The sequence below is a fragment of the Pseudaestuariivita rosea genome, assembly GCF_017592335.1.
GTDB classification, from domain to species: Bacteria; Pseudomonadota; Alphaproteobacteria; order Rhodobacterales; family Rhodobacteraceae; genus Parasulfitobacter; species Parasulfitobacter rosea.
In genome coordinates, this window is sequence record NZ_JACNMP010000005.1 from 82211 (window position 1) to 97934 (window position 15724).

13 protein-coding genes are annotated in these 15724 nt (G+C 56.7%); 9 read left to right on the forward strand and 4 right to left on the reverse strand.

The features are described 5' to 3' along the window. Window positions 1-3: 3 nt before the first annotated feature. The 4 genes from ybgF (at window position 4) to H7848_RS05590 (ending at window position 4731) form a co-directional block, all read left to right on the forward strand. The gene (gene ybgF / locus H7848_RS05575; protein ID WP_208348848.1) at window positions 4-822 is read left to right on the forward strand and encodes a tol-pal system protein YbgF; all 819 of its coding nucleotides are present in this window, start codon (window positions 4-6) and stop codon (window positions 820-822) included. Beyond that, window positions 813-2069: a tRNA lysidine(34) synthetase TilS gene (gene tilS, locus H7848_RS05580; RefSeq protein WP_336512064.1), complete on the forward strand. Its 1257-nt coding sequence runs from the start codon at window positions 813-815 to the stop codon at window positions 2067-2069. The genes ybgF and tilS overlap by 10 nt, the downstream gene beginning before the upstream one ends. Window positions 2070-2149: 80 nt before the next feature. Further along, entirely contained in the window at window positions 2150-4072 is a 1923-nt protein-coding gene (gene ftsH / locus H7848_RS05585; RefSeq protein WP_208348851.1) for an ATP-dependent zinc metalloprotease FtsH, read from the forward strand. Window positions 4073-4152: 80 nt separating this feature from the next. Continuing rightward, window positions 4153-4731: an MOSC domain-containing protein gene (locus H7848_RS05590; RefSeq protein ID WP_208348854.1), complete on the forward strand. Its 579-nt coding sequence runs from the start codon at window positions 4153-4155 to the stop codon at window positions 4729-4731. A gap of 206 nt (window positions 4732-4937) precedes the next feature. Here the strand turns inward: H7848_RS05590 and H7848_RS05595 are convergent, their stop codons facing one another. After that, a complete protein-coding gene (locus H7848_RS05595) occupies window positions 4938-6107 on the reverse strand; it encodes an aminotransferase class V-fold PLP-dependent enzyme (protein ID WP_208348857.1) in 1170 nt (389 codons plus the stop codon). 407 nt (window positions 6108-6514) lie between these two features. Between H7848_RS05595 and H7848_RS05600 the strand changes: the two genes are divergently transcribed. Then, the gene (locus H7848_RS05600; protein WP_208348860.1) at window positions 6515-8191 is read left to right on the forward strand and encodes a formate--tetrahydrofolate ligase; all 1677 of its coding nucleotides are present in this window, start codon (window positions 6515-6517) and stop codon (window positions 8189-8191) included. 3 nt (window positions 8192-8194) lie between these two features. Next, entirely contained in the window at window positions 8195-9082 is an 888-nt protein-coding gene (folD, locus tag H7848_RS05605) for a bifunctional methylenetetrahydrofolate dehydrogenase/methenyltetrahydrofolate cyclohydrolase FolD (RefSeq protein ID WP_208348863.1), read from the forward strand. A gap of 6 nt (window positions 9083-9088) precedes the next feature. On the opposite strand, the gene choV is transcribed toward folD, so the two are convergent. The 3 genes from choV to H7848_RS05620 are packed head-to-tail and all read right to left on the reverse strand — an operon-like array spanning window position 9089 to window position 11891. Continuing rightward, window positions 9089-10099 (reverse strand): choline ABC transporter ATP-binding protein, encoded by a 1011-nt coding sequence (choV, locus tag H7848_RS05610; RefSeq protein WP_208348866.1) that lies wholly within the window; start codon window positions 10097-10099, stop codon window positions 9089-9091. Continuing rightward, entirely contained in the window at window positions 10096-10926 is an 831-nt protein-coding gene (gene choW / locus H7848_RS05615; RefSeq protein ID WP_208348868.1) for a choline ABC transporter permease subunit, read from the reverse strand. The genes choV and choW overlap by 4 nt, the downstream gene beginning before the upstream one ends. A 41-nt stretch (window positions 10927-10967) precedes the next feature. Further along, entirely contained in the window at window positions 10968-11891 is a 924-nt protein-coding gene (locus H7848_RS05620; protein WP_208348871.1) for a choline ABC transporter substrate-binding protein, read from the reverse strand. 89 nt (window positions 11892-11980) lie between these two features. Between H7848_RS05620 and betI the strand changes: the two genes are divergently transcribed. The 3 genes from betI to betA are packed head-to-tail and all read left to right on the forward strand — an operon-like array spanning window position 11981 to window position 15665. Then, window positions 11981-12568 carry a choline-binding transcriptional repressor BetI gene (gene betI, locus H7848_RS05625; protein ID WP_208348873.1) on the forward strand — a complete coding sequence of 196 codons (588 nt, stop codon included), beginning with the start codon at window positions 11981-11983 and terminating at the stop codon, window positions 12566-12568. After that, window positions 12565-14019: a betaine-aldehyde dehydrogenase gene (gene betB / locus H7848_RS05630; RefSeq protein WP_208348876.1), complete on the forward strand. Its 1455-nt coding sequence runs from the start codon at window positions 12565-12567 to the stop codon at window positions 14017-14019. The genes betI and betB overlap by 4 nt, the downstream gene beginning before the upstream one ends. Then, window positions 14019-15665, forward strand: a complete 1647-nt coding sequence (gene betA / locus H7848_RS05635) for a choline dehydrogenase (RefSeq protein WP_208348878.1) — start codon at window positions 14019-14021, stop codon at window positions 15663-15665. The genes betB and betA overlap by 1 nt, the downstream gene beginning before the upstream one ends. Window positions 15666-15724 lie beyond the last annotated feature (59 nt).

Here is a 15724-nt window from a genome sequence, read left to right on the forward strand (position 1 = left end):
GCCATGAAACGCTTTCGTGCCATTCTGCTTGCGACAGCACTTACGGTTCCGTCGATTGGGTCGGCGGAAACTCTTGCGGATGTTCGCAATGAACTGGGTGCGCTTTACCAACAGATTGAGATGTTGCGATCCGAGCTTTCGGCGACAGGATCATCATCGTCTGTTGGACAGGATGGCACGATGCTGGATCGGATCAACTCGATCGAAAGCGAATTGACCCGCCTGACCGCGAAGACCGAACAACTGGAATTCCGGATCAATCAGGTTGTTCAGGATGGCACCAATCGCGTCGGTGATCTTGAATTCCGGATTTGTGAGCTGGACGCAAACTGCGACATCGCCACATTGGCCGAAACTCCGCCCTTGGGCGGGCAAGTGCCAACGGCGGTGTCCCCCGCCTTCGGGGGGCCGCAGCAAACAGCGGATACACCGCAAATGGCGGTCGGTGAAATTGCCGATTTCGATCGCGCCAAGGCAGCGCTGGACAGCGGTGACTATGCGTCAGCTATTCAGCAGTTCGACGCCTTCGGCCAGGCCTATCCAGGTGGGCCGCTATCAGGTCAGGCCAGCCTACTGAAAGGGCAGGCGTTTGAGGCAACTGGCCAGATGGCATCGGCAGCCCGGGCCTATCTGAACGCTTTTTCAAGCAATCCCAGTGGGCAAGAGGCGCCCGAGGCTTTGACCAAGCTAGGCGTTGCCTTGGGCGCCCTGGGCCAACAGCAAGAGGCTTGCGTGACACTGGGCGAGGTTGGCATCAGATTTCCGAACCATGAACAAGTTCCGCTTGCGCAAACGGAAATGCGGAACCTGGGGTGCAGCTGACCACGCAGGACGCATTTGAGCACAATCTCGACACCCTTTTGGGTGGCATTATCCCGAAATCCATCGCAATCGCAGTGTCCGGTGGCGGCGATTCGATGGCTCTTTTACATCTGACACGGAACTGGGCGCGGGCAAAATCTTGCAAAACACATGCCGTGACCATTGATCATGGGCTTCGACCAGAAGCCAAAGATGAAGCTGATTTTGTCGCAAAAACCTGCCGTAATTTGTCGGTCCCGCATTCAATTCTGAGCTGGAAACAGCACCCCGGCACAGGCAATCTGCAGGCGCAGGCGCGTGAGGCGCGATATGACCTGATCGGCGATTGGGCGCGAGCCAATGACATCCCCGTTCTTCTTCTTGGCCACACGTCTGATGATCAGGCTGAAACGGTTCTGATGCGGCTGGCGCGCGGGTCGGGGGTCGATGGTCTGGCTGGTATGCCCCGCAAGCGACAGGATCGCCAAGTGCAATGGCTACGCCCGCTTTTGAACATCTCACGGCAGGCCTTGCGCGATGATCTGACGACCATTGGCGCTGCTTGGATCGACGATCCGTCGAACGACGATCCCAGATTTGATCGGGTCAAGGCCAGACAACTAATGCAGGCGCTTGCACCGATGGGGCTGACCCAAAAGCGGCTGGTGCAAATGGCGCAGCACATGGCCGATGCACGACATGTGCTTGAGATCGCGACGAAAAAACTGGCGGAAGACAGTGTTCAGATTATTGCAGGAAGTGTGCGTATCGAAACCGCGATATGGCGTGATGCCCCCGCCGATTTAAGGCATCGGTTGCTGGCCCATGCGTTGTGCTGGGTCAGCCAACAGACCTATCGACCCCGCTTTTCCGCGTTGACAAAGCTGGCAAGGGGCCTGATCCAGGGCGACAACGGGTCACTGCATGGCGCGCTTGTTTTTCAAAAAGCGGACCACATTTGGATCACGCGTGAACTGAAAGCAGTTGCGAAGACCAGTTTCATATCAGATCAAACCTGGGATGGGCGCTGGCGTATGATCGGACCGGTTAAGCCAGACCAACGGATTCGCGCACTGGGCGATGAGGGCCTTGCCCGCTGCGAAAACTGGCGCGATACGGGCCTGCCCCGACAGGTTTTGCTATCATCCCCCGCGATTTGGCATGAAACTGAACTGATTGCCGCACCTTTCGCTGGACACTCCAACGGATGGACTGCAGAATTGATGGCAAATCACGATGATTTCTTCACATCTATTATAACGCATTGAAGAAAGTTTCATGATCTCTATTTTAACAGGTAAGATCCGGGTTATGTAATCTGGTCACCGGTATTCGAAGGAGAGTTTCCTTGGGCAACGCGAGAAACATCGCATTCTGGGTCGTCTTGTTTTTGATGATCCTGTTCTTGTTCAACCTGTTCAACAACACGCAGGGAACTGCGCGCAATCAGGATATCCAGTATTCTGAGTTCCTTGATCGCGTCGAACGTGGCGAGGTTTCGTCGGTTGAGATCGACAATCAGACCATTCGCGTCACAGGCAGCGATGGTGGCACCTATGCGACGGTTGCACCGCAGAACGCCGAGGAACAGTATCTGCCTATTCTGGAAGAAAATGGCGTTGCGATCAGTGTCGAAAATCAGGAAACCTCCGCTTTCCAAAGCTTCTTCATAACTTTGTTGCCCTTCCTGCTGCTGATCGGGGTCTGGATTTACTTCATGAACCGGATGCAGGGCGGCGGTCGCGGTGGGGCCATGGGCTTTGGCAAATCGCGTGCCAAGCTGCTGACAGAAAAGCATGGTCGCGTCACATTTGATGATGTCGCCGGTATTGATGAAGCCAAGGAAGAGCTGGAAGAGATAGTCGAATTCCTGCGCAACCCGCAGAAATTCAGCCGCCTTGGTGGTAAAATTCCCAAAGGTGCACTTCTGGTCGGCCCCCCCGGTACCGGTAAAACGCTGTTGGCCCGCGCCATTGCGGGCGAGGCCGGCGTGCCATTCTTCACGATCTCGGGCTCTGATTTTGTTGAGATGTTTGTGGGTGTTGGCGCCAGCCGGGTCCGTGACATGTTCGAACAGGCCAAGAAGAATGCGCCTTGTATCGTGTTCATCGACGAAATCGACGCCGTCGGTCGCCACCGTGGGGCTGGCTACGGCGGTGGCAATGACGAACGCGAACAGACATTGAACCAGCTTCTGGTCGAAATGGACGGGTTTGAGGCGAACGAAGGCGTTATCATCGTCGCGGCTACAAACCGCCGTGATGTGCTTGATCCCGCATTGCTGCGTCCGGGCCGTTTTGACCGTCAGATTACTGTACCGAACCCCGATATCAAGGGCCGGGAAAAAATCCTTGGCGTCCATGCCCGCAAAACACCGCTTGGACCGGATGTTGATCTGCGCATCATTGCCCGTGGTACGCCCGGGTTCTCGGGCGCCGATCTGGCCAATCTGGTGAATGAGGCCGCATTGATGGCGGCCCGCGTCGGGCGCCGTTTTGTGACCATGATCGATTTCGAAAATGCCAAGGACAAGGTCATGATGGGCGCCGAGCGCCGCAGTATGGTCATGACTTCTGAACAAAAGGAAATGACTGCCTATCACGAAGCTGGACACGCCTTGGTTGGGATCTCCCTGCCAAAGTGCGACCCGGTTTACAAAGCCACGATCATCCCGCGCGGCGGCGCTCTGGGTATGGTGATGAGCTTGCCTGAGATGGACCAGCTGACGTCTTTCAAAGACGAGATGGAACAAAAGATCGCCATGACCATGGCCGGTAAAGCGGCCGAAGTGTTGAAATATGGTGCTGAAAGCGTTTCCAGCGGGGCCGGTGGTGATATTCAGCAGGCATCCCATTATGCCCGTGCCATGGTGATGCGCTACGGCATGTCGGATAAGGTCGGCAACGTTGACTATGCCGAAGCCCACCAGGGATATCAGGGTCAGACAGGCGGTTTCTCTGTATCGGCCGCCACGAAAGAGCTGATCGAAGATGAAGTAAAACGCATCATCGAGGAAGGCTATCAGACCGCTTTGAGAATCATCAAGGAACGCTGGGATGATTTTGAACGTCTGGCGCAGGGTCTGCTTGAGTATGAGACACTGACCGGTGATGAAATCGAACGCGTGATGCGGGGTGAACCACCGCATTCCGAAGATAAAGATGACAAACCTGATCAGGGCAGCGCGCCCTCGGTCACGGCTATTCCAAAAACCAAGCCGAAAAAACCACGTGCTCCTGACCCGGGTCTGGAACCCGAACCAACGACATGACAACCCCAAAAGCCCCAAGGATAGAACCCTTGGGGCTTTTTCGTTACGGTCCTGTTCAACACTATTGAATAGGGATCGATATGCCTGCTTTGAAACCGACTGATCACTATGGCGAAATTGTCTGGCTGGGGTATGTGTCGGATCGTGACAAATCGCTTAGATCGGATGTGCAAACCACCTATCACCTGGGTTTCGGCGGTATGTCCGGCGAAAGCCATGCGGGTCTGACGCGTTTATCGTGCAGCCGTGTCACGTCTCAGTATCCACGTGGAACCGAAATCAGGAACGTGCGGCAGCTGTCGATTGTATCAGCGGAGGAACTAGCGCAGATCGCTGACGATATGCAGTTGCCAAACCTCGAGCCCGCATGGCTTGGCGCATCGATGGTGATCAGGGGCATTCCCGATTTTACGCACATCCCGCCCTCATCCCGTCTGCAGACGCAGACAGGCACCACCGTGGTCGTCGACATGGAAAACCGGCCCTGCCACCTGCCTGCAAAAGTCATCGACGAAGACGCGCCCGGTTTCGGAAAATCGTTCAAAACCGCAGCAAAAGACAGACGCGGCGTAACCGCCTGGGTCGAGCGGGAGGGGGCAATCAGCGTCGGCGACACCGTCAGGCTGCATGTCCCGGATCAGCGGGTTTGGCAGCCTTAGAGTATCGTTCTAGAAACCCTCAACACTATATCCACTCATCCCGCCCGGTGGGAACCACCGGGCAGCGCCCGACCCGCCCCCCAGGGCGGGCGCTTTCAGCACCCACCCTCGGGCCGGGCGTTGCCCTCGGCTTTAATTAAATACAGCGCAGATATTTAGCACGATCATCTAATCGCCAGCCAGAACAAATCGATCCCCGCCGTCGCTTATGCTTTTTTGACCGCTTCCACAAATCGCGCGATCTCGTCATGGGTGTTAAAGTAATGGACTGAAGCTCGCACCAATGCGTTCAGATTACGCGGCTCAAGGTCAAGGCGGGCCGCGGTTACAGGCGAGACAGACACATTAATGCCACTCGTGCGAAGCATTTCTGCAGTAGCTTTGGGGTCGATGCCGTCTTTCGTAAACGTGACAATGCCGCATTTTTTCTGGCCCAGATCATGCACTGAAATCCCATCGACGTCAGAAAGCATATCACGCAGATCCTGAGCCAGCCTGGTCACCCGGCCCTCAATATTTGCAAGACCGATGTTCCGCGCATAGCGGACGGCTTCCATCAGACCCACGCGGCCTGCAACATAGCTTTCCCAGTTTTCGAACCGCTTGGCACCAGTGGCGAATTCAAAGCCGTTTGCCTGTGTCCAAACGGCCGAATGCAGGTCCACAAACGGCGGGTCGATCTGATCGATAATGCCTTTCCTGACATAGAGAAAACCCGTACCCCTTGGCCCGCGCAAAAACTTGCGTCCTGTGCCGGAAAGAATATCGCAGCCGATCTGGGCGACATCCACATCAATTTGCCCGACCGATTGACACGCATCCAGCAAATAAAGAACACCATGTTTTCGAGCGATCTTCCCCACTGCAGCAGCGGGGTTAACCAAACCACCCTGCGTCGGCACATGCGTAATAGCGATCAGTTTCGTCTGCGGTCCGATCATGTCATCCAATGCGTCGACATCGATCTGGCCGGATAGGTCCGACGGCGCAAGATCAATTTCAAACCCAAGCCGACGGGATTGCTGTAACAGCGCAAGATAGTTGGACGCATATTCGGACGCATGGGTGATGACCCTGTCCCCTGGCTTCAAATGCAATCCATAGAACGCCATATCCCACGCACGCGTCGCATTTTCGACAAAGGCGATCTCATCCGGGTCGGCATTCAGAAGACCAGCAAACTCAGTATAAAACGCCTGAATACCATCCTGTGCCCGTCGTTCGGCCTCATACCCACCGACTTCATTTTCGTCGTGCAGCACACGTTGAAGCGCATCAAAAACGGGTGTGGGCATCAGCGACGAACCAGCATTGTTGAAATGCAGCACGTTTTCACAGCTTGGGGTGTCCAGACGGACTTTGTTAACATCGATCATAGTTTGCATCCTTTGATCGACGCCTAGCCCGGCATGTGGGTCAATACAATTGGTCGGTAAATGAACGCCCGATTCCGGGCGCCCATGATTATGCAAAATGTCTATGGGTACGCAGCAAGAGACATCAAAAACAGACGTATTTTCAAGCCAGTAAAACGACGGCTAACCCCAAACCAATGGCGAACCCGGTATGGATGCTGATTGTGATGGCAGTCATCTCAGTCTCCTATCATCTGACTCACCTACGCGTCAGCGGTCCGATTTGTTCCAAAGATTTCCCATAGGCGACGAGAAAAACAATCTCCGCCGATTCTGGTGGTGGAAATGTCGGAAACGCATTGGTCAGGGGGGTGTGTCATCGTGCTAGGCCGGATATAGACACGCCACCTTTCCAGACGGGACACCACATGAACCATAAATCCGATATCGAAATCGCCCGCGAGGCAAATAAAAAACCCATACAGGAGATCGGCGCGAAGCTGGGTATCGGTTCTGATGACCTGCTGCCCTATGGCCATGACAAGGCCAAGGTCAGCCAGTCGTTCATCAACTCGGTCCAGGGGCGGGAAAACGGCAAGCTGATCCTGGTGACCGCGATCAACCCAACCCCCGCGGGTGAGGGCAAGACGACCACGACAGTCGGCCTGGGAGACGGCCTGAATGCCATCGGGAAAAAGACCGCGGTCTGTATTCGCGAAGCCTCGCTAGGACCGTGTTTCGGGATGAAGGGCGGTGCTGCTGGCGGTGGCTATGCCCAGATCATCCCCATGGAAGAGATGAACCTGCATTTCACAGGTGACTTTCATGCGATCACGGCGGCACATAATCTGCTGTCAGCCATGATCGACAATCATGTGTATTGGGGCAATGAGCTTGAAATCGACATCCGCCGCGTCGTCTGGCGACGCGTCGTCGACATGAACGACCGCGCGTTGCGTCAGATCACGGCGTCCTTGGGTGGTGTCGCGAACGGCTTTCCGCGTGAGGCCGGCTTTGACATCACCGTTGCCTCAGAAGTGATGGCCTGCCTGTGCCTGGCCAGCGACCTGAACGATCTGCAGAAGCGTCTGGGTGATATCATTGTGGCTTATCGCCGCGACCGTTCGCCTGTTTATGCGCGCGATATCAAGGCCGACGGTGCAATGACCGTGCTGCTGAAAGACGCGATGCAGCCCAATCTGGTGCAAACACTGGAAAACAACCCGGCCTTTGTGCATGGGGGGCCCTTTGCCAACATCGCGCATGGCTGTAACTCGGTTATTGCAACGACCACGGCGCTGAAGGTCGCCGATTATGTCGTGACCGAGGCTGGTTTTGGCGCCGATCTGGGGGCCGAGAAATTCATGAACATCAAATGCCGCAAGGCCGGATTGGCACCCGATTGCGTCGTGCTGGTCGCGACCGTCCGCGCTATGAAGATGAACGGCGGTGTGGCCAAGGCCGATCTTGGCACCGAAAATGTGCAGGCTGTGCAGGATGGCTGCCCCAACCTGGGCCGTCACATCGGCAACGTCAAAAGTTTCGGTGTGCCGGTCGTTGTTGCCATCAACCACTTTGTCAGCGACACGGATGCCGAAATTCAGGCTGTCAAAGACTATGTCGAAAGCCAGGGGGCCGAGGCGATTTTGTGCAAGCACTGGGCCCACGGGTCCGAGGGCATCAAAGATCTTGCCACCCGCGTGGCCGAGATTGCCGACAGCGGCGTCAGCCAGTTTGCCCCGCTTTATCGCGATGACATGCCGCTTTTCGAAAAGATCGAAACCATCGCCAAGCGCATTTATCGCGCGGATGAGGTCCTGGCCGATCAGAAAATCCGCGACCAGCTGCGCACATGGGAAGATCAGGGCTTTGGTCATCTGCCGATCTGCATGGCGAAAACACAATATTCCTTCAGTACCGACCCTAATTTGCGTGGCGCGCCTACAGGTCACGGCGTTCCGGTACGCGAGGTCCGTTTAAGCGCCGGGGCAGGCTTCATCGTTGTGATCTGCGGTGAGATCATGACAATGCCTGGACTTCCGCGTGTTCCATCGGCTGAACAAATCATGTTGAACGATGCAGGTCATATTGAAGGGCTGTTTTAAACAATGGCAGATATTCTGGATGGCAAGGCCTTCGCCGCAACGGTACGCGACCGGGTCGCAACCCATGTCGCGCGTCTGAAAGAGGAAAACGGGATCACACCGGGCCTGGCCGTCGTTCTGGTCGGTGAAGACCCTGCCAGTCAGGTTTATGTCCGGTCCAAGGGCAAACAAACGGTCGAGGTCGGCATGACCTCATTCGAACATAAACTGCCCGCCGATACGTCCGAGGCTGACCTGCTGGCCCTGATTGATCAACTGAACGCGGATACTGCTGTTCACGGTATCCTTGTGCAATTACCGCTGCCGTCGCATCTGAATTCCGATCTGGTCATCAATTCCATTGATCCCGCGAAAGATGTGGATGGGTTCCATATCTCGAATGTCGGTTTGCTGGGAACGGGTCAGAAAGCCATGGTGCCCTGCACGCCGCTAGGGTGTCTGATGTTGCTGCGGGATTATCATGGCGACCTCAGCGGGATGAATGCGGTTGTCGTCGGACGCAGCAATATCGTGGGCAAGCCGATGGCAAATCTGCTGTTGGGGGACAGCTGTACAGTGACTATCGCCCACAGCCGGACAAAAGATCTGCCGGCGGTTGTTCGTCAGGCCGATATCGTCGTGGCCGCCGTGGGCCGCCCGGAAATGGTCAGGGGCGATTGGATCAAGCCCGGCGCCACGGTCATCGATGTCGGCATCAACCGCGTTCCGAACGGCGACAAAAGCAAATTGGTGGGCGATGTTGATTTCGCGTCAGCCAGTCAGGTCGCCGGTGCAATCACCCCGGTGCCTGGTGGGGTCGGACCGATGACGATTGCCTGTCTTCTGGCCAACACGGTCACCGCCTGCTGCCGTGCCAATGGGTTGGGCGAACCGACGGACCTGACAGTCTGATCGACATCAGGACAGTCGCGAAAAAACATCACCGGGCTTTATGTAACCGATGGTCTGATCGCCTTTAATGACGGCCAGAGGATGCGGATCGTCTGACAGCAGTGTCATGACTGTTTTCAAACCCGTGTCCCAATCAACAGTCCGATCCGTCTGCACGACATCCTGCACCATCACATCATGGGCCAGCAGCACCTCAAGAGGGTTCATATGTGCCACGAAATCCGCAACATAGTCATTGGCCGGGGCCGAATAGATCTGTTGCGGCGTGCCGCATTGCACAATGCGCCCGCCATCCATGATCGCGATCCGATCCCCGATCTTAAAGGCCTCATCCAGATCATGGCTGACGAAAATGATGGTCTTGCCAAGCCGTGATTGCAGATCCAGCAGTTCATCCTGCAGCCGCGTGCGGATCAGCGGATCAAGCGCGGAAAAGGGTTCGTCCATCAGCAAAATCGGTGCCTCGGTCGCGAAAGCGCGGGCCAACCCCACCCGTTGCTGCATCCCACCCGACAGTTCGCCAACCTTTCGGTCCGCCCAGTCTGACAGACACACGATTTCCAGATGTTCCAGAACTTTCCGGTGTCTTTGCGCCTTGGGCATCCCGCCCAGTTCCAGCCCCAGCCCCACATTTTCGGCAACTGTGCGCCAGGGCAGCAGGCCAAACTGCTGAAATACCATGGAAATCTGTCGCAACCGTATATCACGCAGTGTCTTTTTGTCGGCTTCGGTGACATTGACCTTTTCGCCGTCGCGATCCACATAGACGGCACCGCGCACAACCGGGTTCAGGCCGTTTACAGCGCGCAACAGGGTCGACTTACCTGACCCCGACAACCCCATCAGCACCAGAATCTCGCCGTCACCGACCTCAAGCGAACAGTCATGAACACCCAGAATCTGTCCTGTTTTCTGTTCAATGTCGGTGCGTGTTTCCCCACTGTCCATCAACGGCAGGGCGCGCGCGGGCCGATTGCCGAAAACGATCGAAACGCCGTCAAAGATTACTGCGCTCATCTCGTGCTCCTTAACATGCGGTCCAGCACGATGGCGATCACAACGATCACAAAGCCGCTTTCAAATCCAAGGGCGGTGTTGACCTGGCTTAGGGCACGCACCACCGGCACGCCCAGCCCGTCGGCCCCCACCAGTGCGGCGATCACTACCATCGACAGTGATAGCATGATGGTCTGGTTCAGCCCCGTCATGATTTGCGGTTGTGCATAGGGCAATTCGACCTTCCACAGCTTTTGCGACGGCGTCGCGCCAAAAGCATCGGCTGCTTCCAAAAGGGCTTTGGGGGTCGAGGTCACCCCAAGATGGGTCAATCGGATCGGTGCAGGCAGAACGAAAATCACCGTGGCGATCAGACCAGGCACCATGCCGATCCCAAAGAAAACGATGGCCGGGATCAGATAAACAAAGGTTGGCAGGGTCTGCATCAGATCCAGTACCGGGGCCACAAAGCGGTAAAGATGCGGGCGATGGGCCAGGGCAATGCCGATGGGCACGCCAAGCCCCATGCAAACCACGCAGGCCGACAACACCAGTGCTAGGCTTTCGGTCGTTTCTTCCCAGTACCCCTGATTGACGATGAACAACAGGCCCAGAACAACGCCCAGCACGATCCAGATATTTCGTTGCAACGCCCAGGTGATAGCGGCAAAAATCGCAATGATCACAAGTGGATGCGGCGTTTGTAGGCACCATAAAATCGCGTCGATCATCGTCTCAAGAACATCTGACAGGATATCAAAGAACCATGCGCCGTGGGTCTGAAGCCAGTCAAACAGTTGCGCGGCCCATCGGCCCACGGGAATTTTGTGATCAGTCAATATGTCCATGAAAACAGGGATAGGCCCCGGGTCGCCCCGGGGCAATGGCCTTAGATACCAAGGGCCGTTTTGACCGCCGCAATAGCATCACCGCCATCCCGCGTTGTCACGCCATCCAGCCAGGGCATGAAGGCATCCGGGTTTGCTTGCAGCCAGTTGGTGGCGGCATCCGATGGCTCGGCGCCATCGTTCAGAATGGCCCCCATGATTTCATTTTCCATTGCAAGCGAAAACTCCAGGTTTTGCAGCAGTTGACCGACATTTTCGCACTCACTGACAAAACCCGCGCGCGTGTTCGTGTAAACCGTCGCACCCCCCAGATTGGGACCAAAGAAATCATCGCCACCTGTCAGATAGGACATCTCAAAATTGGAATTCATAGGGTGCGGCTCCCATCCCAGAAAAACAATTGGTTCGCCCCGGCGATTGGCGCGCGCAACCTGCGCCAGCATCCCCTGTTCCGAACTTTCAGCGACCTCAAATTCGCCCAACCCAAAGGCATTGTCGTCGATCATCGACTGGATCAGCCTGTTGCCATCATTGCCGGGTTCAATGCCGTAGATCTTGCCGTCAAGCGCATCCTGCTGTGCCGCAATATCAGCGAAATCCTGAAGGCCCATATCGGCGGCAATCTTGTTCACGGCCAACGTATATTTTGCACCCTCAAGATTGGCGCGGACCGTATCAACGGTGCCTGCCTCACGATAGGGGGCGATGTCGCCTTCCATGGTGGGCATCCAGTTGCCCAGAAAGATGTCAATGTCACCTGCGGCCAGTGACGTATAGGTCACGGGAACCGAAAGGATCTTGATGTCGGTTTCATATCCCAGGGCCTCCAGAACCACGGTCGTCGCCGCTGTCGTCGCGGTGATATCGGTCCAACCAACGTCAGAAAACGTAACCCTGTCGCAATTTGCCAAAGCTGGCGTGGCCATCAGGACCGCCAGTGCCGAAAGTGTTGCTTTTATTTTCATGTATCTCCCTCACTCATTCAACTTGCGTTTTGTTGATTGACCAGTCAATTAAAAACAAACTCAATCATTTGATGGCGACAGGATATAAAATGCCCAAAGTCGGAATGGAACCCGTCCGCCGCAACGCCTTGTTGGACGCCACTATAGCGGAAATCGGGGCAAGCGGTACTCTTGATGTCACCGTGTCCCAGATTGCCCGCCGCGCAGGCGTGTCATCGGGTCTGGCGCATCATTATCTGGGCGGGAAAGAGGATATGTTCATCGCCGCCATGCGCCATATCCTGACGCTCTACAGCATTGAAATCCGTAAATCTCTTGCGGGTGCAGCGGGGTCAAGACAACGGCTTGAGGCGATTGTTCACACCAGCTTTGCTCAGATACATTTTCAGCCAGAAATGATTTCGGCCTGGTTGAATTTTTACGTCATGGCCCAACGGTTGCCCGCGGCGCAGCGGTTGCTGCACGTCTATCGCCGCCGCCTGCGGTCAAACCTGATCCATGCGCTGCGCCCGATGACCGACCGCCCCGATAGGGTCGCTGACACCCTTGCTGCGCTGATTGACGGATTATACCTGCGCCAGGCCTTGAACGACACGTCGGTCCCCGCGAAAGAGGCCACAGCCCGGATCATGGCCGCCGCCGATGATCTGATCAACAGCAAAGGGGCCAGATCATGACAAAGCTGCAACCCCAGGCCAGCCATTTCATCGCAGGCGTTTATACTGAGGATACGCAGGGCGATCCGCTGCCCGTCATCTATCCTGCCACGGGTCAGGTGATTGCCGAACTGCATCAGGCGACGCCCGCGATTATCGAACAGGCCATCAGCTCTGCACAAACAGCGCAGGTCGAATGGGCGGCGATGTCTGGGACAGAACGGGGCCGCATCCTGCGACGGGCCGCTGACATCATCCGCGACCGCAACCAGGATCTGTCGGTTCTTGAAACCTATGACACCGGAAAACCCTTGTCAGAAACCCTGGTCGCCGACGCCACCAGCGGCGCGGACGCCTTGGAATACTTCGGCGGTCTGGCGGCCTCGCTGACCGGCGAACACATCCAGCTTGGACAGGATTGGGTCTATACCCGGCGTGAACCGCTTGGGGTATGTGTGGGGATCGGGGCCTGGAATTATCCCACCCAGATCGCCTGTTGGAAGGCCGCGCCAGCACTGGCCTGCGGCAATGCGATGATCTTTAAACCGTCCGAGGTCACGCCGCTTGGCGCGTTGAAAATCGCTGAGATTCTGTGTCAGGCGGGGCTGCCTGCGGGTCTTTTCAATGTTCTGCAGGGCGGCGGATCGGTCGGGGCTGCGATGATTGCAGATGCCCGCATCGACAAGGTGTCGCTGACAGGATCAGTGCCGACAGGGCGCAAGGTCTACGCCGCCGCCGCGCAGGGCCTAAAGCACGTCACGATGGAGCTTGGCGGCAAATCCCCCCTGATCATCTTTGAAGATGCCGACCTGGAAAATGCCGTCAGCGGCGCCATTCTGGCGAACTTCTATTCCTCGGGTCAGGTCTGTTCCAACGGCACCCGCGTTTTTGTCCAAAACGGCATCAAGGACAGGTTCCTGACCCGCCTGACCGAAAGGTTGCACGACTGCGTCATCGGCGACCCGCAGGATATGGCGACGACCTTCGGTCCGATGACCAGCGAAACCCAACTGCAGATCACGCTTGACTACATCGCCAAAGGTCGGGCCGAGGGCGCGCGACTGATCCACGGCGGTAACCGTCTGGATCAAAAGGGGTTTTACATCGAACCCACCGTCTTTGCGGACGTCACAGACGACATGACAATCGCGCGTGATGAAATATTCGGCCCCGTCATGGCCGTTCTGGATTTTCAGACCGAAGATGATGTGATCGCCCGCGCCAATGCGACTGATTTCGGTTTGTCCGCCGGTGTCTTCACCCGTGATCTGACGCGCGCGCACCGTGTGATCGGCCAGATCCAGGCGGGGACGTGTTTTATAAATTCATACAACGATGCCCCGGTCGAGGCCCCCTTTGGCGGCATGAAACTGTCAGGCGTCGGTCGTGAAAACTCGAAAGAGGCCATCAATCACTACAGCCAGCTGAAATCCGTCTATGTCCGCATGGGCGATGTCGAGGCACCCTATTGATGCAGGCCGATTTCGTCATCGTCGGCGCAGGCAGTGCCGGATGCGCGATGGCCTATCGCCTGTCTGAGGCGGGTGCGTCTGTTCTGGTCATCGAATACGGCGGCAGCGACGCAGGCCCCTTCATTCAGATGCCCGCCGCGCTGTCTTTTCCGATGAATATGGCGACCTATGACTGGGGGTTTTCAACGCAACCCGAACCCCATCTGGGCGGGCGGCGTCTGGCCACCCCACGTGGCAAGGTCATCGGTGGATCGTCCAGCATCAACGGCATGGTCTACGTGCGCGGACATGCGCGCGATTTTGACCATTGGCGCGACAGCGGGGCCGACGGCTGGGCCTACACCGACGTGCTGCCATACTTCAAGCGCATGGAAAACGCCGCTGCCGGTGACCCAGACTGGCGCGGCAAAACCGGCCCCCTGCACGTGCAGCGCGGCCCGCGCATGAACCCCCTGTTTCATGCCTTTGTCGAAGCGGGGCGGCAGGCCGGATATGAGCTGACGGATGACTACAACGGTCACAAGCAGGAAGGCTTCGGTGCGATGGAACAGACCATCCATCAGGGGCGGCGCTGGTCGGCGGCCAATGCCTATCTGCGACCTGCGCTGAAGCGCGATAACTGCGACCTGATCCGCGGGCTGGCCTGCAAAATCGTCATCGAAAACGGCCGCGCCACGGGGGTTGAGGTCATGCGCGGTACCACCCGTCAGATCATCCACGCCCGGCGCGAGGTGATCATCGCCGCATCGGCCATCAACTCACCCAAGCTGCTGATGCTATCGGGGATCGGCCCGGCGCAGCACCTGACCGATCACGGCATTCCAGTTGTGGCTGATCGTCCGGGCGTCGGTCAAAACCTGCAAGACCATCTGGAGCTATACATCCAAATGGCCTCACAACTGCCTGTAACCCTTTATAAATACTGGAATTATATCAGTAAGGCGCTGATCGGTGCGCAGTGGCTGTTTACAAAGACGGGGCTTGGCGCCTCGAACCAATTCGAAAGCACGGGCTTCATCAGATCCCGCGCCGGTGTCGAATACCCCGACATCCAGTATCACTTTCTGCCGCTTGCCGTCCGCTACGACGGCGCGCTTGCTGCGAAACAACACGGATTTCAGGCGCATGTCGGCCCGATGCGGTCCGCGTCACGTGGCGCTATTACGCTGACCAGCGCAAACCCCTTCGATCCCCCCGATATCCTGTTCAACTACATGAGCACTGCAGAAGACTGGCGTGATTTTCGCACCTGCATCCGACTGACCCGCGAAATCTTTGCGCAAGATGCCTTCAAACCCTTTGTGCGGCACGAAATTCAGCCCGGCGCGCATCTGCAAATGGATGAAGACCTGGATGGTTTTATCCGCGATCACGTCGAAAGCGCCTATCACCCCTGCGGCACCTGCAAAATGGGGGCGAAAGACGATCCGATGGCCGTTGTTGATCCCGAAACCCGTGTGATCGGCGTTGATGGCCTGCGCGTTGCCGACAGTTCGATCTTTCCACGGATCACAAACGGCAATCTGAACGGTCCCAGCATCATGACCGGCGAAAAAGCCAGTGATCATATTCTGGGCAAAACGCCCTTGGCCGCGATGAATATGCAGCCGTGGGTGCATCCAGACTGGAAAACCGCGCAACGGTAAACACGCCGCCCGTTGACGAAGTCCGCCCGCAGATCATCTTTAATATAAACCGGTCGGGG